Below are 19,785 nucleotides of genomic sequence, written 5' to 3' on the forward strand. Positions count from 1 at the left end.
CCGAATCATTCGAACAGTGTTTGTCGGAAATTTTACATCGTTATTACCCTTCTATGTAGAGTAACTAAACAACAAGGAAACGAAATTGTATGAGTATCCAACAACTCGTTGCAAAAACAATTTTTAAAGAACAATAGAACCTAGTGTTCAGAGGCGAAGCTTTTCGATGCTAACTTAACTTTAAAACTTAATTTCTAAGTAACATGAGTATAATTAAGTATTAAGAAGGAAAATTAGCACTAACTAGGTAATTCACTATTAATTAGTGCTATAGATTGATAGTTATATTGAAGAGCATTGCTCAATCAAGTGAGCTGTAAATTAATTTAATTGGTATTATTCTTTCTTTTTACGAATACTTAAGCCTAGTTCTTGGCCACGATATTTTGCATAGTAGCTACCAGCGATAAACATGATTGTTGCAAAAGTAAACTCGAGTAATGCCCAGTGTCTTTCATTAACAGATACCCAAATCGTGGTCAAACTATGAAGAAAGTAAATCATCACAATGAAGTTAGACCATGCATAGGTATATGGATTCCCTTGCAGCAAACCTTTTAATGGGAATAATAATGGTAGTGTAAACATAGCTAATGTTAATGGTATTGATAATGCACGGTCTTCAGTGATCAATATCAGCCATACGGGCATAAAAATTAATAACGAAAAGTAGCCAAATAATGTTATTTTTTTCAATTGTGTGGTTGAAAATATCTGTTTGTTCGTCATTTTGGCAATTACTTTTTGTTGATAAGCGAAAGAACGTTCTCTGGCGGACGACCTATAATGGCATTTCTACCATCTGACACAATAGGGCGCTCGATAAGTTTTGGTGTTGTAACCATCGCGGCAATTAATGTGGCATCATCAGCTGTCGCCAAATTTTGTTCGCTATATTCACTTTCTTTTGTACGCATCATTGCCCTAGGAGAAAGTGATAACAGTGCTAATAGCTGTTCAATTGTTGCTTTATTAAGTGGCGTTTTTAAATACTCCACGATAGTTACTTCTTGCTTATTTTCTTCTATTAGCGCCAATGTTTGACGGCTTTTTGAACAGCGAGGGTTGTGGTAAATTGTTAACATGCTTTTCTCTTAGTAAATTTGTAGTTTGATTTTCGTATCTAGTTTATAAACGCTTTAGTTTTTCTTGCTGTGCTTGTAATTGTAATATTCGACCTTTCATCCGTTTTTTCAATAACGGATTTTCTTCGACGAAATTATAGCCAGTTTGTAACTCATCTACGGCTTTAGGGTAGGCACCTAACAAGGCAAAAACCTCTGCCTTACTAGCATGCATCAGAGCTTTTTTATTTTGCTTGCGATAAACAGTAGTTAATAAATCATGGGCAATAAAATTTCGAGGGTTTAACGTTATGAAGTCTTGTAGTACGACTTCTGCTTCACTTAACTTGGCCGCTTCTTGTAAGACGTTAGCATAATTAAGTGTGACTACTTGGTTGTTAGGCATAAGTAGGTTTAGCTCAGCTAGCATACTTATGGCTTTATCAAACGCTTTTACTGAAATGTAAGCGTCAGTTAGTGCATCGACATAAAATAGATTTTTATCATCTTGCGCTAGTAACTCACTAAGCAGTGTAATAGCAAACTGATAATCTTTATTTTCATAATGAGCCAGAGCTAAACCATATTTTGCCGCTGATTCTACGGCATAGCGTTTTTTATTCAATATATCTTCAAAATAAGTAATGTTTCTTAAGGCATCGCTTTCATACCTAGCTTTAATGCGAGCTTTGGCAAGTTCGAACTGTAAATTTGGCGCTAGTGGCCGTGGTGATAAGCTTTGTGCTCTTAATCTAGCATCAGAAATACGAGATTCTGGCAATGGATGTGTTAATAGCATTGCTGGAGGCTTAGATTTGTAACGATATTTAGCTGCCATGGTTGCAAAAAAATCAGGCGCACCTTGAGGGTTGAAACCACTATTAGCTAATAGCATGATACCGACTCGGTCTGCTTCTTTCTCATTACCTCTAGTATAATTTATTCCGGCTTGTTTTGATGCAGCCATTGTTGTACTCAAGGCCGCAATACCGACACTAGGATTTACCAAAGCTAGCAATACGCTCGAAATTAATCCTGCCATAGCCAAGGGTTGAGATTTACTTTGTGCTTCAAGACGTCTTGCCAAGTGTCGTTGTGTTACATGCGAAATTTCATGTGCGATAACCGATGCCAGTTCACTTTCAGTTTTAGTCGTAGTGATTAAGCCACTATGAACAGCAATATGGCCACCAAAAAATGCAAAGGCATTTAATTCTTCGTTTTGTATTACAAAAAACTCGAAACTGTAGTTCACATCATTCGCGTTACGTACCATACGATTACCGAGATCATTTATGTACTCAGTTAAAACAGGATCATTTAATACCGGTTGAGAGGCGCGAATCTGGCGCATCATTTCGCCGCCAATTTGGCGTTCTTTTTCAATTGACAAAACACTGAAACCGGCTGAGCCAATTTCAGGAAGTTTATTTTTGTCACTTGAAATTTCAGCTGCCAACGCGTTTGTTGCTATTAACGTAGATAAAGCACAAGAAAGAACCAATGGTTTCAAGTTGAGCAAATTAATCTTCCATTTCTTCAGATTCATCCAACAGTTCAGTGAGATGAAAGTGTGGGCGGTTACGATATAATTCTTTACAAAACTCGGCTACAGAGTAGCCTTTTATTTCAACTATATCAAAGGACTGGCTCAATTGTTCGATTAACTGCTCAACTCTTGCATTTGCATAACGCATGAGAGCAAAATCTGCTTTATCGCCATTTTGAAAGGTATAGACAATAAATGGTATCAAAGAGTTCACTCTAAAGAGCATTTGCATTATTTCTGGTATCCATTTTGTAAATGGACAATCAGGATTATTACGGTGCGCAATAATGGCACGTTCATCTTTAATTATTGGATAGCAATGCAATTCATAATTTTGTTCATCGTAAATGTGGCGTAGCGATATCTTCGGCTTTTCAGAGACGATAATCTCACCGGTAATTTTTTTCTCACCATTTAAAAGCTCTATGTTCCAATTATTTTTGTTGAGTATCTGTTTATAGGCGCTATCAAAACCGTGAGTCAAGATGCCATCAATGTCACCCAAAGAGCTAGCGGCCAAGTGATAAATGTTCGGTATATCACCCCAGTTTAATTTTTTCTTGTAGGCGTTAATTTCCTTAAGATTTGGATTATCAGAAAGTTCGCTCATTCAACCTCTTTATTTTAGATAAGTAGTTTTATAGTAAATAGTATAAAAGAATTTCACTATGGCATTGTAATCAATTGTCGCAAATTAGATAATTAAACTAAAGCACTGTCTATATTTTTATTTATGCTCTATGAATATGATGCCACGCAAGATAAATGTCCTGTTCCATTGGTGAATTTACGCTTGCTATTAAGAAAAATGACACCCGATGATAGTTGTTTGATGCGAATTTGCGATATTGGTTCTAAAAAAGATATTCCTAAATTGTTAACGAAACAAGGATTTTATTTTGAACAGCGTAAAATGAACGAACAAACTATCGAATTGATGATCAAATTGGAAAAATAGAAATTATGGTTACACTGTTCAGTGATTGGTATAAAAGAAACTTTTCAGATCCCAATGCGGTAACCTTGTTGGTTATTTTAATTTGCACGTTTTTATTCGTATATTTCTTTAGTAATTTATTGATGCCGGTATTTGTTGCGGTTGCGATTGCTTTTTTACTTGACTTACCGGTTAACAAATTAAGCTTATTAGGTTTATCACGCTCACTTTCAGTTGTGATTGTCGTTTCTGCCTTTGTTGGCTTCTCATTACTGGGTATCTTGGGATTAATGCCTGTTATTTGGCAACAAAGTAGCAATTTATTTCAGGAAGTACCGCAAATGGTGGGACAAGGGCATACTTATTTACTTGCATTGCCTGAAAAATACCCTGAGATAGTTAGTGCAGAGCAAATTGGTGAAGTGATTACGCTAGTTAATGATAAGTTTATTGAGTGGGGCCAAGTCGCTTTAAAGGCATCATTGAATTCTATTTCTGATGTCGTTGCTTTGTTAATTTATTTAATTCTTGTGCCGTTGATGGTATTTTTCTTCTTAAAAGATAAAGACGCATTGTTTAATAGCTTCCGTCAATTTTTACCGAATGATCGTCGTATGGCTAAGCAAGTCGGTAATGAAATGAATCAACAAATCATGAACTATATTCGCGGTAAGCTAATAGAAATTACTATTATTGGCACTGCCTCAACCATTGCGTTTATTGCTTTAGGTTTGAATTACCCGGTATTGCTAGGTGTACTAGTTGGTTTATCTGTATTAGTACCTTATGTTGGCGCAACAATTGTTACATTACCCGTATTACTGGTAGCGTTATTTCAGTTTGGCACAACGGCAGAATTTGGCTATGTAATGTTGGCTTATGGTATTATTCAAGCTTTAGATGGTAATCTTTTAGTTCCTTTGCTGTTCTCTGAAGCGGTTAACTTACATCCTGTCACTATTATTATTGCGGTAATATTGTTTGGCGGTTTATGGGGTTTTTGGGGGGTATTTTTTGCCATACCATTAGCAACGTTGGTTAAGGCTGTACTGAATGCTTGGTCAACTACAACGCAACATGATGTTATAACAGTCGATTAATGCGTGATTAGATATTTCGTTTACTCTCGAAGACGACTTAATGTGATTAAGTCGTCTGTCGCAAATAAAACTGTTTGATGCAAGATAAGACAAAGTTTTCTATTAAGCTTTAAATACCAATACCAATACCAATACCAAGCTTGAGTATACAAAGTTAAGTCAATCGGGAAGGCTAAATTCCAAGAATTTTATCCAATAGGGCTGAATTTTTGAAAATCGTTACCATCCATATTACGCTGAACTTAATTCCGAAAAATTAGTTTTACACTAAATTTCATCATCCGAATTTTACGCTACATTTATTTCAAACTTCATCTAGGGGCTGCTGAGCTTTGTTTATGTTTTCAGCCGTTGTCCAAAGGCTGAGACTAAAGTCTCCTTATTTTGTGTTGAAAATAGTTAGTTTAGATGACTAAATTATACTATTTTCGCCCTAATTAAGTTGAATTTATCTCTCAGCTGAACAATAAAAAATAACATTTCCTCGTCATTCTAAATAAATACTGCTTACAGCTTTTACATTCTACTAAGGCTAAGTACCTAATTTCATGTGGGCAATAAATCGCTGCAAAAGCAATATCGAAAGATCACCAGAATCTGATAATTATATTCCAACCCCTCTCGTTATTTTTTATTTGTAAAGCACATTCAATTTCATACTACTTTTTTACTATCACTAATATTTTTGGCAGTTAGCCTTACTTGCTGATTTTTTTGAAAGTTGATGAATGAGAATCGTTTAGAATTAGAGTTTTGTTAAGCTATCTTTTTGTTTTGTATGAGTATTAATATTTCGAATTGCATCATGTAATTATTCTAATATTTGCATAATGTGATTTAAATCAAAGCAAATTATCACATTTATGCCAATATTAGATTGTAAAAAAGGTGCTAATAAGGGTAAAGCATGACAATTGTAAAACAAACTTTAATCACAATGTTGGGGACTATATTAGTGCTCAATTGTAGTTTCTCTTTAAAGGCGGCGGAGTTAACTTCTGATCGTGAAACGCAGCTTATTCATATGGTGAAACAAGATTGTGGCTCTTGCCATGGCATGACACTTAAAGGTGGACTTGGCCCAACACTTTTACCAAAAGCGATGAATAAATTACCCCTGGCAGCAATTAAAAATACCATACTATTTGGTCGCCCAGGCACAGCAATGCCAGAATGGAAGTCAATATTGACGGAGCAAGAAGCATTGTGGATCAGTCAACAATTACAACAAGGTATCGAATCACATGATCAATCTAAATAAGGTGCTCGCGGCAATGGCGTTGTCGATGTTTGTCAGCGCATGCTCACAGTCAAATATTACAGCTCAGCATCAAAATGAGCAATTGACTACATCGCCGTTAAGAGCAACGGGAGATCTTGGTGTTGTGATTGAAAGAGCAACGTCGCAAGTTCAAATTGTAAACCACAGTCATAACACTATGTTGAGTGAGATAGATGGGTTAGGTGACTTGTCGCATGCCTCTATTGTTTATTCTCGAGATGAACGTTATGCCTATGTTTTTGGTCGCGACGGCGGTTTGACTAAAATAGACATGCTAAAAGATAAAATTGATAACCGTGTAATGCAATCAGGTAATAGCATTGGTGGCGCAATTAGCCAGGACGGGAAACTTATTGCTGTTTCTAATTATACCCCAGGCGGCGTGAAGGTTTTTAATAGTGATACCTTAGAATTAGTCGCAACAATAGACAGTACAGTATTAGTTAATAAAGCAAAGAATGAAGATGGCAGTCCTGTTCGTTCTAAGGTGGTTGGTTTAGTTGATGCTCCGGGACAAAAATTTGTTTTTAGCTTGTTTGACAGCCATGAGATTTGGATTGCTGATTTTTCTAAACCGGAAATGGAACTTACGAAGTTTAAAGATATCGGTTTGTTTCCGTATGATGGTTTGATCAGCCCTGACGGCCGTTTTTATATTGCGGGTTTATTTGGTGAGGATGGTTTAGCTAAATTAGACTTATGGCATCTTGAAAAGGGCGTTCAACGTATTTTACCCAACTACGGTAAAGGTGATAAAAAATTACCGGTTTACAAAATGCCACATTTAGAAGGTTGGGCAATGGCTGGAGATTATGCCTTTTTACCGGCGGTCGGTAAGCATAGTGTGTTGGTAGTTGATACAAATACTTGGTTACAAGTCACAGAGATTAAAGCGCATAGCCAGCCTATTTTTGTCATGGCGCAGCCTGATAATCGTCAAATTTGGGTAAACTTCGCTTTCCCTGATAATAATACTATTCAAGTATTTAATACTGAAACCTTTGAGTTAGTTAAAACATTAACACCAGGGCCTGCTGTTTTGCATATGGAATTCACACCACGCGGTGAAAATGTCTGGATTTCAGTACGTGATAATAACGAAGTGCATGTATACGATACGGCAACGCAAACTTTGATTGATAAGTTACAAGTGAAAAGCCCGAGTGGTATTTTCTTCACTAATCGTGCGCATCAAATAGGATTGTAATAATGACTATTTCATTATCTACGTTAGAGCAAAATATTATTAACCAATATCAGAAAGGTTTCCCGCTCTGTTCACAGCCTTATAAAGTGATTGCAGAAGAGCTTAATAGCTCCGAATCGGAAGTACTCTCTGCCATTTTTAAATTAGATGAGGCAGGCATATTGTCTCGTATTGGACCAGTTTTTAACCATAAAAAAGCTGGGTCTAGTACCTTGGCAGCATTAGCGGTACCAGCTGAGTTGTTAGATGAAATAGCTGAAATTGTTAATCAATTTGAGCAAGTCAATCATAACTATGCCAGAGAGCACAGTTATAATTTATGGTTTGTCGTGACGGCGAGTGATGATGATGCATTAGCCCAAGTGATAACGAAAATTGAACAGTTGACCGGCTATCAAGTGTTGGTATTGCCAATGGAAGCTTCATATCACATCGATTTAGCCTTCAACATCAACTTTTCTCAGCATCAACTAGGTAGCCATTAAAATGAGTCAACTATCTAGCCAACATAAGCCACAAGAAAGTTATAGCTGTGAAAGTAGACGAGATGAGTCTATCGCTGAGCAATTATCACCTTTGCAACAGCAAAAACTGCGCACAATTTTAGAATGTGGTTTACCACATGTAGCGCAGCCTTATTTAGCTATTGCTGAGAAAATATTAGCTACAGAAGCACAAGTGTTATCGCAAATTGAATATTGGCAAACGGACGGTTTAGTCAAACGTTTTGGTTTAGTCGTTAAACATCGTCAATTAGGTTACAAGGCTAATGCCATGGTGGTATGGAATATTCCTGATGAGAAAGTATCTAGTGTTGCAGCAATGTTTTCTAGCTGTTCTGAGGTATCCTTGTGTTATCGACGTCCACGCCGATTACCGCATTGGCCTTACAATTTGTTTTGCATGATCCACGGTACAGAACGCAGCATAGTTTTAGCTCAAATTGAAGCCATGGTTGAGAAGTTTTCGCTACAAAACATTGAAAAAGATATTTTATTTAGTTTTAAAGCGTATAAACAGCAAGGTGCTCGTTACGGGAAAAAAGGTCTTACTAATGGATAAATCATCACGTCATTCAAGGACAGCATTGGCTGAGTTAAGTGAATTAGATAAAAAGTTGATTAACTTATTACAGCGTGGTTTACCGATTGCTGAACGACCTTTTTTGGAAATCGCTGAGCAATTAAATAGCAGTGAAGACGAAGTTATCGAACGCTTAAATCATTTAATGACCAGTAAGGTATTAACTCGATTTGGCCCAATGTTTGATGCGGTATGTTTAGGCGGTGCATTTACCTTAGCGGCATTAGCAGTACCGGAAGACCGCTTTGAAGAAGTGACTGAACAAGTGAATAGCTTTGACGAAGTTGCGCACAATTATCGTAGAACTCATGATTTTAACATGTGGTTTGTCGTGGGAGCTGAGTCTGAAGCTGAAGTAAATCAAGTGATTGATAATATCGAGAAAAAAACCTCATTGCCTGTTCTTAATACGCCAAAATTAGAAGAATTCTATGTCCAATTATACCTCCCAGCCTAGCGCACAGTTATCGCCTTTAGAGCGTCAGTATGTCTTATTGACTCAATCAGGTTTACCTATTGTTTCACGGCCATATCAGCATGTTGCCGAGCAGTTGAAAATATCTGTGGCAGAAGTACTCGCTATGACGACCGACTTGAAAGAACGAGGCATTATTCGCCGAATTGCAGCGGTACCAAATCATTATAAATTGGGCTATCGCTTTAATGGAATGACGGTTTGGGATGTAAAAGATGAGCATGTTAGTGAATTTGGCAAGGTTGTTGGGCAATTACCTTTTGTTAGTCACTGCTATTTGCGACCAAGACATTTACCGCAGTGGAACTATAATTTATTTGCCATGGTGCATGGAAAAACTGAGCTGGAAGTTCAGCAATATAGGACCCAAATCAAAGATTTACTCGAAAATATATTGGAGGTTAGGAATGATGACACAGATCAAGCGTGTCAGTTTCAAAGCAGTGATATGTTAACCAGTACAGAGATATTGAAGAAAACAGGCTTGCGTTTAAAGCGCTAGCTATAATTAAAAAATTAAAATTTTTGTTCTTGCTGCGCAATAGCTGCAATGAGAACTTATAAGGATCAAAGCCGATGTTTAGAATTTCACAATTATTAAAAACATTCCATGATGATTTACCGGCTAATAAAGCCCACAAAATGCCCGGACCCGTAGTTATTTGGAATTTGATCCGACGCTGTAATTTACGCTGTAAACACTGCTATTCAACATCGCTAGATATGGATTTCAAGGATGAATTAAACACTGAAGAAATTAAAGCAACCATTGATGATTTAAAAGTAGCAAACGTTCCAGTGCTAATTTTATCTGGCGGCGAGCCGTTAATGCGTCCGGACATATTTGAAATTACGGCATATGCTAAATCAAAAGGTTTCTATGTTGCGTTGTCAACCAATGGCACGCTCATTGATGAATCGAACATTGAGCAAATTAAAGCAGCTGATTATCAATATGTCGGTATCAGTATCGATGGTTTAGAAGAGTTTCATGATGAATTTCGCCAACAAAAGGGCAGCTTTAAACAATCAATGAATGCACTGAAACTGTGCAAAGCAGCAGGAATTAAAGTGGGTATGCGTTTGTGTTTAACACATGATAATTTTGCTGACTTACCCGCTATGCTTGACTTAATGGAAGAGTACAAAGTTGATAAATTCTACCTATCTCATTTGAATTACTCCGGACGTGGTAAGCGAAACGCAGAGAACGATGCCGTATTTAAAATGACTAAAGACGCAATGGAAATGTTATATGAGCGCGCTTGGTCTCATATTTCCAAAGGTATAGATACAGACTTTGTTACAGGGAATAATGACGCTGATGGGCCATTTTTATTGCAATGGGTTGAAAAAAGGTTTGGTGATAAGTACCCAGAAAGAATTGCTAATTTAAAACAGCGACTAATAAATTGGGGTGGTAATTCTAGTGGCATTAATGTTGCAAATATTGACAATACCGGCACCATTCATCCTGACACATACTGGTGGAATCATCCTATTGGTAATGTGAAAACGGAAAAGTTTTCTGATGTTTGGCGTGATACGCAAGATCCTCTAATGTTAGGCTTTAGACAAAGCCCGCGGCCAGTAAAAGGTCGCTGTGCAAAATGTCAGTACCTTAATATTTGTGGTGGTAATACTCGCACCAGAGCTTTTGCGCAATCAAAAGATGCTTGGGCAGAAGATCCTGGATGTTATCTAACAGATGCTGAAATTGGCGTGCAAAGCACTGTTAGACAAAGCGCAGAGATTCCGTTTGTAGCTGTTTAATAAAAACCATTGTAGATGAACACTATTCACAAATAACTTAGTTCAAAAAAAGTTAAGTTATTGAAATATAATTTATAAGTTTAGTAGTTAACGTTCTATAATTGAACAATAGCTGACAAGGTAATGTATAAAATGACACAATTATCTAATGAAAAAGTATCTAATCAAAAAGTATTTAATGGAAAGCAAATGAGCACCGATGTATTAAGTAAGTTAACTAAAAAATCTTTTTTACAAGCTGGTGAAGTTGCGTTAGTAGGCTCAGGGCCAGGCGATGCAGAATTGCTGACAATACGTGCTTTACGTTTTATTGAACAAGCTGATGTTGCTATTTATGACCGCTTAGTTAGCGATGAAATCATGGCACTTTTACCCGATGATTGTGAACGTTTCTACGTGGGTAAAGAGCAAGCTAAACACTGTGTACCGCAAGGTAAAATCAATGAGTTGTTGGTGCAGTATGCACAACAAGGGCGCAAAGTATTACGCCTAAAAGGTGGGGATCCTTTCATTTTCGGTCGTGGTGGTGAAGAAGCTGAATTTTTATTACAACATGGGGTTAGTTGCCATGTTTGTCCTGGTATTACCGCTGCATCTGGCTGTACAACGTATGCAGGCATTCCATTAACGCATCGCGGTGTAGCGCAAGGCTGTACTTTTATTACTGGCCACATGCAAAATGACGGTCAACTTAATTTACCTTGGCAGAGCTTAAGCTGCGCCTCACAAACGGTTGTGTTCTATATGGGTATTAATACCTTGCCAAGTATTGCTGAACAGTTAATCAAACATGGCCGAGCAGCGACTACACCGGCAGCATTAATTCGTAAAGGTACACAGCCTGAGCAGCAAATTTTCCGTGGCGACATTTCGACATTAGCAGCGTTAGTTGAAGAGCATAATATAACGCCGCCAACCTTGATTGTTATCGGTGATGTTGTCAACCAACTTACTGATAGCACTTTAGCAAAACCAGGGTTTTTGGATGCTAAAGATTATCAGACGCAAATGCAGTTATCAGCAAAAGCGGGTTAGGTTAAGTTGCGTTAGGGTTGCTCTAACCATTTATTTGCAAAGTATTAAGTGTGAACGTGTCATGGAAAAAAAATTTAGCTTAGTAAACCAATTACCTAATGTAATGAAGGGAATATTTGTCTCTTCATTACTGTTACTCTCTTTGGTTGCCGGCGCACAAGAACAAAGCGGTGAAGCGCTTTATGAAGAACATTGTCAAAGTTGTCACGGTGTTGGTCGAATGGGCGCTATGGGACCGGCATTGTTTCCTGAAAATCTATCAAGGTTACGTAAAAATAAAGCTGTTAAGGTTATCCAAAATGGTCGTGTAGCCACGCAAATGCCAGCATTTAGTCAGAAGTTAGATGCAGAGCAAACTCAACAGTTAGTTGATTATATTTACACTAAACCGAAAATGAAGCTGCAATGGTCAATGGCTGACATTAATACGAGTAACATTCAGTATTTTGATCAAAGTGAACTGTCAGATAAGCCATTATTTGAAGCTGACTTGATGAATTTGTTTATCGTTGTCGAATTAGGAGATCATTCAGCTACTTTACTAAATGGTGATACTTTTGAACCGATAACACGCTTTAAAACCCGCTTTGCATTGCATGGAGGTCCTAAATATTCACCTGATGGCCGATACGTTTACTTTGCCTCGCGTGATGGTTGGATAAGCAAATACGATATTTACAACATGAAAGTTGTTTCAGAAGTGCGTGCTGGTATTAATACCCGAAATATAGCCATATCATCAGATGGTAAATATGCCATTATTGGCAATTACTTACCGAATAATGTCGTTATTTTAGATACTAAAGACTTATCGCCAATCAAGTCCATTGATACGATAGATAGTGATGGTGTTAGCTCACGAGTGAGTGCCGTTTATAATGCGCCACCACGTCACAGTTTTATTGTTGCATTAAAAGATGTCAAAGAAGTTTGGGAAATTCCATATAGCGATAAAGGTGGTGTTGAGGTTTTTAAAGGGTGGGCGCATGACTACCGTAAAGACAGCGGTGAAGGAAAAGTAGAAAATTGGAAAGTCACAGATTCATTTCCTGTTCGACGTATTCGCACCTCTGATTTCTTAGATGATTTTTTCTTTGACCCAGAATATATTAATTTAATTGGTGCATCGCGTGACAGTCACACAGGGCAAGTGATTAACCTTGACGCTAAAAAGAAAGTGGCGACAATTCCAATGGCAGGTATGCCGCATTTGGGCTCAGGCATTACCTGGCAGTATCAAGGGAAAACGGTTTTCGCATCACCGAATATTAAAGAAGGGCTTGTTACCGTTATTGATATGGATAATTGGAAAGTGATCAAAGAAATTGAAACACTAGGTCCAGGTTTCTTTATGCGTAGCCATAGTAACTCACCTTATGCTTGGGTTGATGTTTTCTTTGGTCCGAATAAAAACAAAGTACATGTTATTAATAAAAGTACCTTAGAAATTGTGAAAACCTTAGCACCAGTGGAAAATAAAACCGCAGCGCATGTTGAGTTCACAAAAGACGGCAAGTACGTATTATTAAGTATTTGGGACAAAGACGGCGCAGTCGTTATTTACGATGCTAATACCCTAGAAGAAATTAAACGTTTGCCGATGAAAAAACCTTCAGGTAAATATAATGTTTTTAATAAAATTAACTATGAAAAGGGCACTAGCCACTAATCGTTTTATATAAGTTAATAGTATTACTATAAAAAGACTTAATAATCATCATGTTAAGTCTTTTTTTGTTTGTTGTTTTTATAACGAATAATGAATGTGAGCCAAGTTATACTTCGGTCTTATATTAGAGATTGTTGATCTTTGTTTATATTCTCGGCAATAGGCTGCTATTAAGGTTAGTAAAGCAGAATGAACGAGGTTTAGTTGCTCCAAATAAATGAAATTCTAATGCAGCTAGCGTTAAAAAGCATTGCCTAAGGGTTGAGGCTAAAGTCGTTTTACTTTGTGTTGAAAATAGTTGATTTAGGTGACTAAATTACACCACTTTTGCCTTAATTAAACCGACTTTATCTCACAGCTTAATTATTAAATAAAGATCAAAAGCCCCTAATCTGCTTAATTAAAACCGAGGAAAGAATCATCTTGCTTTGTATCAAGCTACTAATTTTTAAACTAAAATATTCACTGATACGAGGTTTCAGATATAAAAAAGCGACAACTTTAACTATGCCGCGATCAACCTTAAAGTTAGCTTTAACTGTGTATGTTATTTATCGACACTTTAACGCTGAGAATAGGTGAAAATAAAATATTGAATAAGTGTAGTTTACTCAGAGTTCTGGTCATTTAATACATCTAGAACTACTTGATGATGGTCTTTAGTTTTAAATTTATTAAAAATATGAGCCAAATTACCATTTTCATCAATAAGAAATGATGTTCTTACCACTCCCATATTTTCACGGCCCATGAACTTTTTAAGTTGCCAAACATTATAAGCTTCACAAGTCGCGTGATCTTCATCTGATAATAGGGTGAAATTTAGCTCTTGCTTATTGATAAAGTTAGTTAACTTTTTTGGTGTATCAGGGCTTATACCTAGCACAACCACATTCAATGCATCGAGTTCTGATTTTGTATCTCTTAGTGCACAAGCTTGTACGGTGCAGCCTGGGGTAGAAGCTCGTGGATAAAAGTAGATGAGAACCTTTTTTCCTTTAAATGAGTCGAGTGCAACTACAACACCGTTTTGATCTTGTAAGGTGAATTGTGGTGTTGGTTTACCTATTTCTAACATACGATATTTCCCTTATTATTATTTTAAATTTTACTATAATTATTACAGTAGCTTAGCTTCGACGTCAGCTAGATTTTTATTACACAATTTCAGACTAAAATAAATTCGATTGCACGCTTTTAAGACAACCTTGCACATCAAACTGCTCACATAACTCGACAAAGTCAGCTTCTAATTGCGTTATACTCGTGTTTTCACGTAAAGCGATTAACACTGCTGCGCTCATATGATTAGTTTCTTGATCAATTTCAGACTTTAATGACGATATATCAATATTACGGGTAGCAAAGAAAGCGGTTACGGCCTTTAATATACCTGGCTGATCTATTCCGGCATAATTAGCCTGGTAATGATGGACAAAGTCACGCTCGTGATAACCAGAGGTTCTTTTCATCATGGTGATTAATTCAAGTTCATGAGCGACAATAGGCAGTTTACTTTCCAACTGGTAAATAGCTTTATTCGAACCGTTAAGTAGCATGATTAGCGTAAACTCCAAGCCAAAAATTGCCATTCTACTATCAACAATGTTACAGCCGCATTCACTGGCAAGTTTGGTTAATTCACTAACACTTCCTGTGCGGTCCGGTCCCATCGCTGTTAATACTAAATACTCACTCATTTACAAACCTAGTTTCCATGCAGAGGCATTATTGTAACGTATATTCATTATTTAAAAACCCACTAATTACTTTGATTTTTTTTGATAAAAAGGCTCGTGTATCTTGTGTTTATATTTTCAGGCAAGTACCATGGGGCGCTAATTAATTTGGTGTTGTCGCTGTTGTTTTTCCTAATGAGCCAAATTTTAGGGAACTTAGTCAAGCTTAAGTAATCAAATTTGGCGTTATCGATTTTTTGGCAGTTTTTATAACGTTTTTTAGTGAATAAAAATTGTCAGTAATATAATGCTATTTAGTAGTGTTAATCAAAAATAACCAAAAGCAAAATTACATTTATAAGATTCAGGTTTGTATCCTCGGGAGTGTTAATGAATCGCAAGATATTTTATTTTTCATTATTAAGTGTTGCAGTAGCAAGTTGCGGTACTATTAATAATAAGCAAGCAGTAGGCGATTTTGAGTACGCAAATCAAAAAGAAGCAAAAGCATTAGCAATACCCGCTGGGTTAGAACAACCATTTCGGGCAAAAACTTTTGCTATTACTGATAAAATTAATAAAGCTGGCCCTGTTGGTGCAGATGTTGATGTTCGAGCTCCTTCTCTAGTGTTGCCAGTTGCGGCCTCCACACGTGTAGAAAATGGCTCTGCACAAGCGAAAGTTTGGTTTGATCAAGTGCTTGAAGATAATGATCTAAAGATCTTTATCGTAGATGCTTTGAATGCACAATTACTTGCCGACAATGTAGCATTAAAAAGAATCGATAAGCTTGGGCGAGTTTATGAATCAGATTGGTACCATAATGAAGTTGAGGAAGGTACTTGGCCTTTTAAAGCGGTATCTATGTCAGAAAGCATTCGTTTCCGTTTTACACTTGAAGATAAATCCCATGGTCGTAGTGCTGCGTTAAAAGTTGAGTTGATTGAGTACTTAAAAACAGATGAAGATGGCGGTAGTAAAACAATAGATGTAATTGATCAGCAACGTGCTGAGATGAACATGCTCAACGAAGTCATTTCACAAGTTGATTATCAGTACCGTTTGCAGCAGCAAGAAAATCGTTTATTACGTGCCAATCAACAGTTCGTTTCTTTAGGTGAGAATAGTAAAGCTGAAGCGACATATATTGTCGAAATTAGTGCAGATTTATTATGGTCTAATTTACCGCTATTTTTTGAAGATCATGGCTTTAATATCGAAGATCTCAATGAAACAGATAAAGTTTACTTTGTTGATTATGTTCAGCCAGAATCTAGTCTTTGGGATAGTATTTGGGGGGACGACTTACCAGTCGCCGATTTGCCTAACGGTAAATACCAGTTTAAGCTTGAAGCGTTAGGCGAAAAATCATCAGTTACTATTTATGATGCTCAAAACGTCGCATTACCTAAGAGTACTTTAGAAAATATATTCGATGTAATTGGACCTGGTTTATCGTTTAAAGACGTATTTTAGTTCTAATTACAGTGCTTTATAGCACATGCGGTAGCTAGTAACTTACTTTGAAAACTCCGTTAATCGGAGTTTTTTGTTTTACTTATTTGTTGAGATTTTGAAGAGAAGCTTGCCATTTTTGGCTCTGATTTATTTGAACGTGGTAATGTTTCTTTTAAGTCATTTAAACCTTTTTTACGCAATGGTGTTTTTGCACTTTTTTGAAAGGTACTTAAGTTCCCAATCAATATGACCAACGCGATAATGATAATAGCTGGGGCCACCCAACTCTCGTTTAATATACTACCCATCTAACACTTCTCCGTTTTACTTTCTTTGCAAACAGCACTTAATTCTAAGCTTAATAATAACAAACTAATGATCTAATTTAGAAGTATTATGCTTGATAACTTGCCACATTGCAGATATAGCGTTGATAAAGGTTAGGTAATGAGCGTAATAGTTCTATTTTACCTTGGATGTCACTGTTGGCAATTGTGTGGGCTAACAATGTTTCGCTGTGCTGATGCTGATATTGCTTTGCGATAGGTTGATAGGATAAATGCCAAGGCTCAGCAGCTACACCACCACGAAATTTATTATAGGGAAAGTAGAAACCAAACTTATTTGCGTTTTCTGTTAGCCAAAGTGCTAATGGATATAATGGACCTGCTGCTTGATACTCCCATGGCTCTAGCTGTAACGTTTGCTCAATAGCTAATAAATTGGGCGCATAGACATCAATGTCGCAACCCCAATGGTGACGACTTGCTCCCGGTAATGCTGAAAACAACATAATGGCGTGGATTTTTTCTTTATCGTTTAGTGCTGATAAACTCACTGAGTTACCTTGCTGATCTTTTACGGTAGCTCTACCAATGAACTTATTGTTCCAAATCGCTAATTGCCGTGAGAAATCACGAAAGCCACTGGCAATTTTTAGCTCAATATTTTCTGCTTTTGCTGCAGCTTGCATTGATTTATAGTCACGCAGCATATCATGATGAATGCCAACATTATCACTGAGCCAATAGATATGCTGATGACTTTGGCCGGTTAATATTTTTTCAAGCTCTGTCATTATTTTGCAATTACCTATCAGTCGTTAAGACATTGACCAATGTTTGATAATAAACATCCGTTAAGGTGATCAAATGATTGACGCAAACACTTTCGTTTACTTGATGAATGGTTGCATTACATGGGCCTAATTCAATAACTTGCGCGCCTGTAGGTGCAATAAAGCGCCCATCAGAAGTGCCGCCACTCGTTGATAAGTGAGTTTTAATACCACTACACTTTGCAATCGCTTTAGTGACTGAATCGACTAATGTCCCTGGCTCTGTAATGAATGGTTGGCCATTAAAAATCCAACTAATGTCATAATCAAGTTGGTGTTGGGTTAGCAAGGCTTCAACCTTATTTACAATCATTTGGGCAGTTAATTCAGTACTATATCGCAAATTAAACGATGCGGTTAAATCACCTGGTACGACATTAGTTGCACCTGTACCTGATTGAATATTTGATAGTTGAAAGCTTGTTGGTGGAAAATAGTCATTACCGTCGTCCCAATGTAACTGACTTAGCTCTGCTAATACCGGCATGGCGCTATGAATAGGGTTAATGACATGATCTGGATATGCAACGTGGCCTTGCTTACCATGAATACGAAGCTCGCCAGAAATTGAACCACGTCGACCATTTTTTACTACATCGCCGAGTTGCTTAGTACTAGAAGGTTCACCAACAATACAATAGTCTATCTTTTCATTACGAGCTTCTAAGGTGTCGATCACCCGGGTGGTACCATTAATAAAGGGACCTTCTTCATCACTGGTGATCAAAAAAGCAATCGAGCCATTATGATCAGGGTAGTCGGTAACAAAACGTTCGGTGGCAATAATCATCGCAGCTAGACTACCTTTCATATCTGCAGCACCACGACCATAAAGCATGCCATCTTTAATTGTCGCTTGAAAAGGCGGTGTTTGCCATAATTCTAAATTACCCGCTGGCACTACATCAGTATGACCGGCAAAACAAAACACTGGCCCGGATTTACCACGCCGTGCCCATAAATTGGTGGTGTCTTCAAATACCATAGTCTCATTATTAAAACCATGGTTAACTAGGCGTTCAGCCATCATTTCTTGGCAACCACAATCTTCAGGTGTTACTGAAGGGCGATTAATAAGTGCTTCGGTTAGTGCGATAGTTTGGTCAGGATGAATTGTCATTATTGCTATCTTATACTCGAGGTCTTGTTAAGTTTAATTAAATATTACTTGGTAATTATCAGCTTTAAAACCAACGGTTAATTTGCCATCTTTGATTAGTACTGGGCGTTTGATTAATGTTGGTTGCTCTAACATAGCTTTGAATACAGTTTCTTTTGTAAGATTATTTTTCATGCTTTCGTCTAAATTTCTAAAAGTAGTACTGCGCTTGTTAAGTAAATCATTCCAGTCAATTAACTCAAAGAATTGAGTTAATAAGGTGTCTGAAAAACCATCTTTTCTAAAATCATGGAATGTGTAGTTAACATTATTAGCAGTTAACCATTTTTGTGTTTTTTTAACTGTGTCGCAGTTGTTGATGCCGTAGATTATTGTCATTAGGTGTCCAGAATTAAATTACTTGGTAATTATTTTTTATGAGGGCGGCTTTCGCTTCTTCAAACTTATCAGATTTTACTAAAACATAGTCAGTATCAAAAGTGGAAATAGCAAATATACTTATTTTCTCATTTGCCAATACGGTTGAAATATTCGACATAATACCCGTCAAAGTGAAGTCCAATGGGCCAACCACTTCAAAAGCTTGCCAACCATTTTCAACTTCTTCACTGTCTATTTCAATATGCTCAGGTAGCACAATTGATATTTCGTCATAAGTTTTTGCTAGGAAAAATATCGGCGCGTTAAATACTGCATCAGGTACTGAACTTTCACGTTGTAGACTATGAATAGCAAATGTTTCACTTAAACGGCGTAGAGTTAAAGTACTCATAATTAAAGTTACCTATTGTTAATAGATGATTTCGCTACTATAGCGTTTAAAGGAAAGGAACTCTAGCACTTAACGTTATGATAAAAACTGATGTTTTATATAGAGTATATTAATTAATATTCTGGTAAACCAGTAATAACATGCTCTTGGCTGCAATATGATTATATTAGAAGTATATTTATAGCTTTATATCGGTTATAGCGCGATATAGTAGCGAGTTAAGTCATTTAGTGGTTAATAAATGATATCCACATAAGCTGTGGATATCATTGTGTGCAACTATTGTTTAACTATTTAAGTTAATGTATTAAAAGTGTTTTTTACATTGGTTAAAAAGTGCCACCCTAAGTTTTCGACAGTAATAATTAGATAATGTACAAAAATATATATTTGACATTAAATCTAACCGAAGATCTCTTTATCATTTAAAGAAATCTTCATTAATACGCACTTTTAGATCTTTCA

At 36.8% G+C, this 19,785-nt stretch carries 23 protein-coding genes; 12 read left to right on the top strand and 11 right to left on the bottom strand.

Annotated features, from left to right (window positions below; all coding sequences use genetic code 11):
- Window positions 1-336: 336 nt before the first annotated feature.
- From B7C41_RS01990 to B7C41_RS02005, 4 genes are read right to left on the bottom strand one after another with little or no spacing between them, the layout of a single operon-like run.
- The gene (locus B7C41_RS01990) at window positions 337-729 is read right to left on the bottom strand and encodes a DUF2069 domain-containing protein (RefSeq protein WP_085297079.1); all 393 of its coding nucleotides are present in this window, start codon (window positions 727-729) and stop codon (window positions 337-339) included.
- Window positions 730-737: 8 nt separating this feature from the next.
- Window positions 738-1,085: an arsenate reductase (glutaredoxin) gene (gene arsC / locus B7C41_RS01995; RefSeq protein WP_085297080.1), complete on the bottom strand. Its 348-nt coding sequence runs from the start codon at window positions 1,083-1,085 to the stop codon at window positions 738-740.
- A gap of 43 nt (window positions 1,086-1,128) precedes the next feature.
- The gene (gene bepA, locus B7C41_RS02000) at window positions 1,129-2,586 is read right to left on the bottom strand and encodes a beta-barrel assembly-enhancing protease (protein WP_235839577.1); all 1,458 of its coding nucleotides are present in this window, start codon (window positions 2,584-2,586) and stop codon (window positions 1,129-1,131) included.
- A gap of 1 nt (window position 2,587) precedes the next feature.
- Window positions 2,588-3,223, bottom strand: a complete 636-nt coding sequence (locus B7C41_RS02005) for a hypothetical protein (RefSeq protein WP_085297082.1) — start codon at window positions 3,221-3,223, stop codon at window positions 2,588-2,590.
- 123 nt (window positions 3,224-3,346) lie between these two features.
- Between B7C41_RS02005 and B7C41_RS02010 the strand changes: the two genes are divergently transcribed.
- The 11 genes from B7C41_RS02010 to B7C41_RS02060 all read left to right on the top strand — a co-directional run bounded on the left by B7C41_RS02010 (window position 3,347) and on the right by B7C41_RS02060 (window position 13,174).
- Window positions 3,347-3,571, top strand: a complete 225-nt coding sequence (locus B7C41_RS02010) for a sulfurtransferase TusA family protein (RefSeq protein WP_085297083.1) — start codon at window positions 3,347-3,349, stop codon at window positions 3,569-3,571.
- 5 nt (window positions 3,572-3,576) lie between these two features.
- Window positions 3,577-4,650: an AI-2E family transporter gene (locus B7C41_RS02015; protein WP_085297084.1), complete on the top strand. Its 1,074-nt coding sequence runs from the start codon at window positions 3,577-3,579 to the stop codon at window positions 4,648-4,650.
- A 907-nt stretch (window positions 4,651-5,557) separates the two neighbouring features.
- Window positions 5,558-5,911: a c-type cytochrome gene (locus B7C41_RS02020; protein ID WP_235839578.1), complete on the top strand. Its 354-nt coding sequence runs from the start codon at window positions 5,558-5,560 to the stop codon at window positions 5,909-5,911.
- Window positions 5,895-7,139 carry a cytochrome D1 domain-containing protein gene (locus B7C41_RS02025; RefSeq protein WP_085297085.1) on the top strand — a complete coding sequence of 415 codons (1,245 nt, stop codon included), beginning with the start codon at window positions 5,895-5,897 and terminating at the stop codon, window positions 7,137-7,139. The genes B7C41_RS02020 and B7C41_RS02025 overlap by 17 nt, the downstream gene beginning before the upstream one ends.
- Before the next feature lie 2 nt (window positions 7,140-7,141).
- Entirely contained in the window at window positions 7,142-7,624 is a 483-nt protein-coding gene (locus tag B7C41_RS02030; RefSeq protein ID WP_085297086.1) for an Lrp/AsnC family transcriptional regulator, read from the top strand.
- A gap of 1 nt (window position 7,625) precedes the next feature.
- Window positions 7,626-8,201 carry a siroheme decarboxylase subunit beta gene (ahbB, locus tag B7C41_RS02035; RefSeq protein WP_158089069.1) on the top strand — a complete coding sequence of 192 codons (576 nt, stop codon included), beginning with the start codon at window positions 7,626-7,628 and terminating at the stop codon, window positions 8,199-8,201.
- On the top strand, window positions 8,194-8,679 hold the full coding sequence (locus B7C41_RS02040) for an Lrp/AsnC family transcriptional regulator (protein WP_085297087.1): 486 nt from the start codon (window positions 8,194-8,196) through the stop codon (window positions 8,677-8,679). The genes ahbB (B7C41_RS02035) and B7C41_RS02040 overlap by 8 nt, the downstream gene beginning before the upstream one ends.
- Window positions 8,654-9,199 (top strand): siroheme decarboxylase subunit beta, encoded by a 546-nt coding sequence (gene ahbB, locus B7C41_RS02045; RefSeq protein ID WP_085297088.1) that lies wholly within the window; start codon window positions 8,654-8,656, stop codon window positions 9,197-9,199. Before B7C41_RS02040 ends, ahbB (B7C41_RS02045) begins: the two co-directional genes overlap by 26 nt.
- A 74-nt stretch (window positions 9,200-9,273) precedes the next feature.
- On the top strand, window positions 9,274-10,470 hold the full coding sequence (nirJ, locus tag B7C41_RS02050) for a heme d1 biosynthesis radical SAM protein NirJ (protein WP_085297089.1): 1,197 nt from the start codon (window positions 9,274-9,276) through the stop codon (window positions 10,468-10,470).
- A 132-nt stretch (window positions 10,471-10,602) separates the two neighbouring features.
- Window positions 10,603-11,505: a uroporphyrinogen-III C-methyltransferase gene (cobA, locus tag B7C41_RS02055; protein WP_235839579.1), complete on the top strand. Its 903-nt coding sequence runs from the start codon at window positions 10,603-10,605 to the stop codon at window positions 11,503-11,505.
- Between the two features lie 61 nt (window positions 11,506-11,566).
- On the top strand, window positions 11,567-13,174 hold the full coding sequence (locus tag B7C41_RS02060; RefSeq protein ID WP_143764263.1) for a cytochrome D1 domain-containing protein: 1,608 nt from the start codon (window positions 11,567-11,569) through the stop codon (window positions 13,172-13,174).
- A gap of 607 nt (window positions 13,175-13,781) precedes the next feature.
- Here B7C41_RS02060 and bcp read toward each other — a convergent pair.
- Entirely contained in the window at window positions 13,782-14,252 is a 471-nt protein-coding gene (bcp, locus tag B7C41_RS02065) for a thioredoxin-dependent thiol peroxidase (protein ID WP_085297090.1), read from the bottom strand.
- A gap of 94 nt (window positions 14,253-14,346) precedes the next feature.
- The gene (locus tag B7C41_RS02070; RefSeq protein WP_085297091.1) at window positions 14,347-14,874 is read right to left on the bottom strand and encodes a glycine cleavage system protein R; all 528 of its coding nucleotides are present in this window, start codon (window positions 14,872-14,874) and stop codon (window positions 14,347-14,349) included.
- Window positions 14,875-15,243: 369 nt separating this feature from the next.
- Between B7C41_RS02070 and bamC the strand changes: the two genes are divergently transcribed.
- Complete coding sequence (gene bamC / locus B7C41_RS02075; protein ID WP_085297092.1) at window positions 15,244-16,329, top strand: outer membrane protein assembly factor BamC; 1,086 nt, start codon at window positions 15,244-15,246, stop codon at window positions 16,327-16,329.
- Between the two features lie 59 nt (window positions 16,330-16,388).
- Here the strand turns inward: bamC and B7C41_RS02080 are convergent, their stop codons facing one another.
- From B7C41_RS02080 to B7C41_RS02100, 5 genes are all read right to left on the bottom strand, one after another.
- Window positions 16,389-16,619, bottom strand: a complete 231-nt coding sequence (locus B7C41_RS02080; RefSeq protein WP_085297093.1) for a hypothetical protein — start codon at window positions 16,617-16,619, stop codon at window positions 16,389-16,391.
- Between the two features lie 86 nt (window positions 16,620-16,705).
- Complete coding sequence (locus tag B7C41_RS02085) at window positions 16,706-17,389, bottom strand: M15 family metallopeptidase (protein WP_085297094.1); 684 nt, start codon at window positions 17,387-17,389, stop codon at window positions 16,706-16,708.
- A gap of 10 nt (window positions 17,390-17,399) precedes the next feature.
- Complete coding sequence (dapE, locus tag B7C41_RS02090) at window positions 17,400-18,548, bottom strand: succinyl-diaminopimelate desuccinylase (protein ID WP_085297095.1); 1,149 nt, start codon at window positions 18,546-18,548, stop codon at window positions 17,400-17,402.
- Window positions 18,549-18,581: 33 nt separating this feature from the next.
- On the bottom strand, window positions 18,582-18,926 hold the full coding sequence (locus B7C41_RS02095) for an ArsC family reductase (RefSeq protein ID WP_085297096.1): 345 nt from the start codon (window positions 18,924-18,926) through the stop codon (window positions 18,582-18,584).
- 13 nt (window positions 18,927-18,939) lie between these two features.
- Window positions 18,940-19,320 carry an ACT domain-containing protein gene (locus B7C41_RS02100; RefSeq protein WP_085297097.1) on the bottom strand — a complete coding sequence of 127 codons (381 nt, stop codon included), beginning with the start codon at window positions 19,318-19,320 and terminating at the stop codon, window positions 18,940-18,942.
- Window positions 19,321-19,785 lie beyond the last annotated feature (465 nt).

The sequence above is a fragment of the Cognaticolwellia mytili genome (assembly GCF_002104475.1).
Taxonomy (GTDB): Bacteria; Pseudomonadota; Gammaproteobacteria; order Enterobacterales; family Alteromonadaceae; genus Cognaticolwellia; species Cognaticolwellia mytili.

Coding starts and splice junctions, on each gene's coding strand:
- B7C41_RS02070 (WP_085297091.1), bottom strand. CDS start 14,874: ATGAGTGAGTATTTAGTATTAACAGCGATGGGACCGGACCGCACAGGA.
- bamC (WP_085297092.1), top strand. CDS start 15,244: ATGAATCGCAAGATATTTTATTTTTCATTATTAAGTGTTGCAGTAGCA.
- nirJ (WP_085297089.1), top strand. CDS start 9,274: ATGTTTAGAATTTCACAATTATTAAAAACATTCCATGATGATTTACCG.
- ahbB (WP_085297088.1), top strand. CDS start 8,654: ATGTCCAATTATACCTCCCAGCCTAGCGCACAGTTATCGCCTTTAGAG.
- B7C41_RS02025 (WP_085297085.1), top strand. CDS start 5,895: ATGATCAATCTAAATAAGGTGCTCGCGGCAATGGCGTTGTCGATGTTT.
- B7C41_RS02080 (WP_085297093.1), bottom strand. CDS start 16,619: ATGGGTAGTATATTAAACGAGAGTTGGGTGGCCCCAGCTATTATCATT.
- B7C41_RS02030 (WP_085297086.1), top strand. CDS start 7,142: ATGACTATTTCATTATCTACGTTAGAGCAAAATATTATTAACCAATAT.
- B7C41_RS02100 (WP_085297097.1), bottom strand. CDS start 19,320: ATGAGTACTTTAACTCTACGCCGTTTAAGTGAAACATTTGCTATTCAT.
- B7C41_RS01990 (WP_085297079.1), bottom strand. CDS start 729: ATGACGAACAAACAGATATTTTCAACCACACAATTGAAAAAAATAACA.
- cobA (WP_235839579.1), top strand. CDS start 10,603: ATGACACAATTATCTAATGAAAAAGTATCTAATCAAAAAGTATTTAAT.
- B7C41_RS02040 (WP_085297087.1), top strand. CDS start 8,194: ATGGATAAATCATCACGTCATTCAAGGACAGCATTGGCTGAGTTAAGT.
- B7C41_RS02020 (WP_235839578.1), top strand. CDS start 5,558: ATGACAATTGTAAAACAAACTTTAATCACAATGTTGGGGACTATATTA.
- B7C41_RS02085 (WP_085297094.1), bottom strand. CDS start 17,389: ATGACAGAGCTTGAAAAAATATTAACCGGCCAAAGTCATCAGCATATC.
- ahbB (WP_158089069.1), top strand. CDS start 7,626: ATGAGTCAACTATCTAGCCAACATAAGCCACAAGAAAGTTATAGCTGT.
- arsC (WP_085297080.1), bottom strand. CDS start 1,085: ATGTTAACAATTTACCACAACCCTCGCTGTTCAAAAAGCCGTCAAACA.
- B7C41_RS02005 (WP_085297082.1), bottom strand. CDS start 3,223: ATGAGCGAACTTTCTGATAATCCAAATCTTAAGGAAATTAACGCCTAC.
- dapE (WP_085297095.1), bottom strand. CDS start 18,548: ATGACAATTCATCCTGACCAAACTATCGCACTAACCGAAGCACTTATT.
- B7C41_RS02095 (WP_085297096.1), bottom strand. CDS start 18,926: ATGACAATAATCTACGGCATCAACAACTGCGACACAGTTAAAAAAACA.
- B7C41_RS02060 (WP_143764263.1), top strand. CDS start 11,567: ATGGAAAAAAAATTTAGCTTAGTAAACCAATTACCTAATGTAATGAAG.
- bcp (WP_085297090.1), bottom strand. CDS start 14,252: ATGTTAGAAATAGGTAAACCAACACCACAATTCACCTTACAAGATCAA.
- B7C41_RS02010 (WP_085297083.1), top strand. CDS start 3,347: ATGCTCTATGAATATGATGCCACGCAAGATAAATGTCCTGTTCCATTG.
- B7C41_RS02015 (WP_085297084.1), top strand. CDS start 3,577: ATGGTTACACTGTTCAGTGATTGGTATAAAAGAAACTTTTCAGATCCC.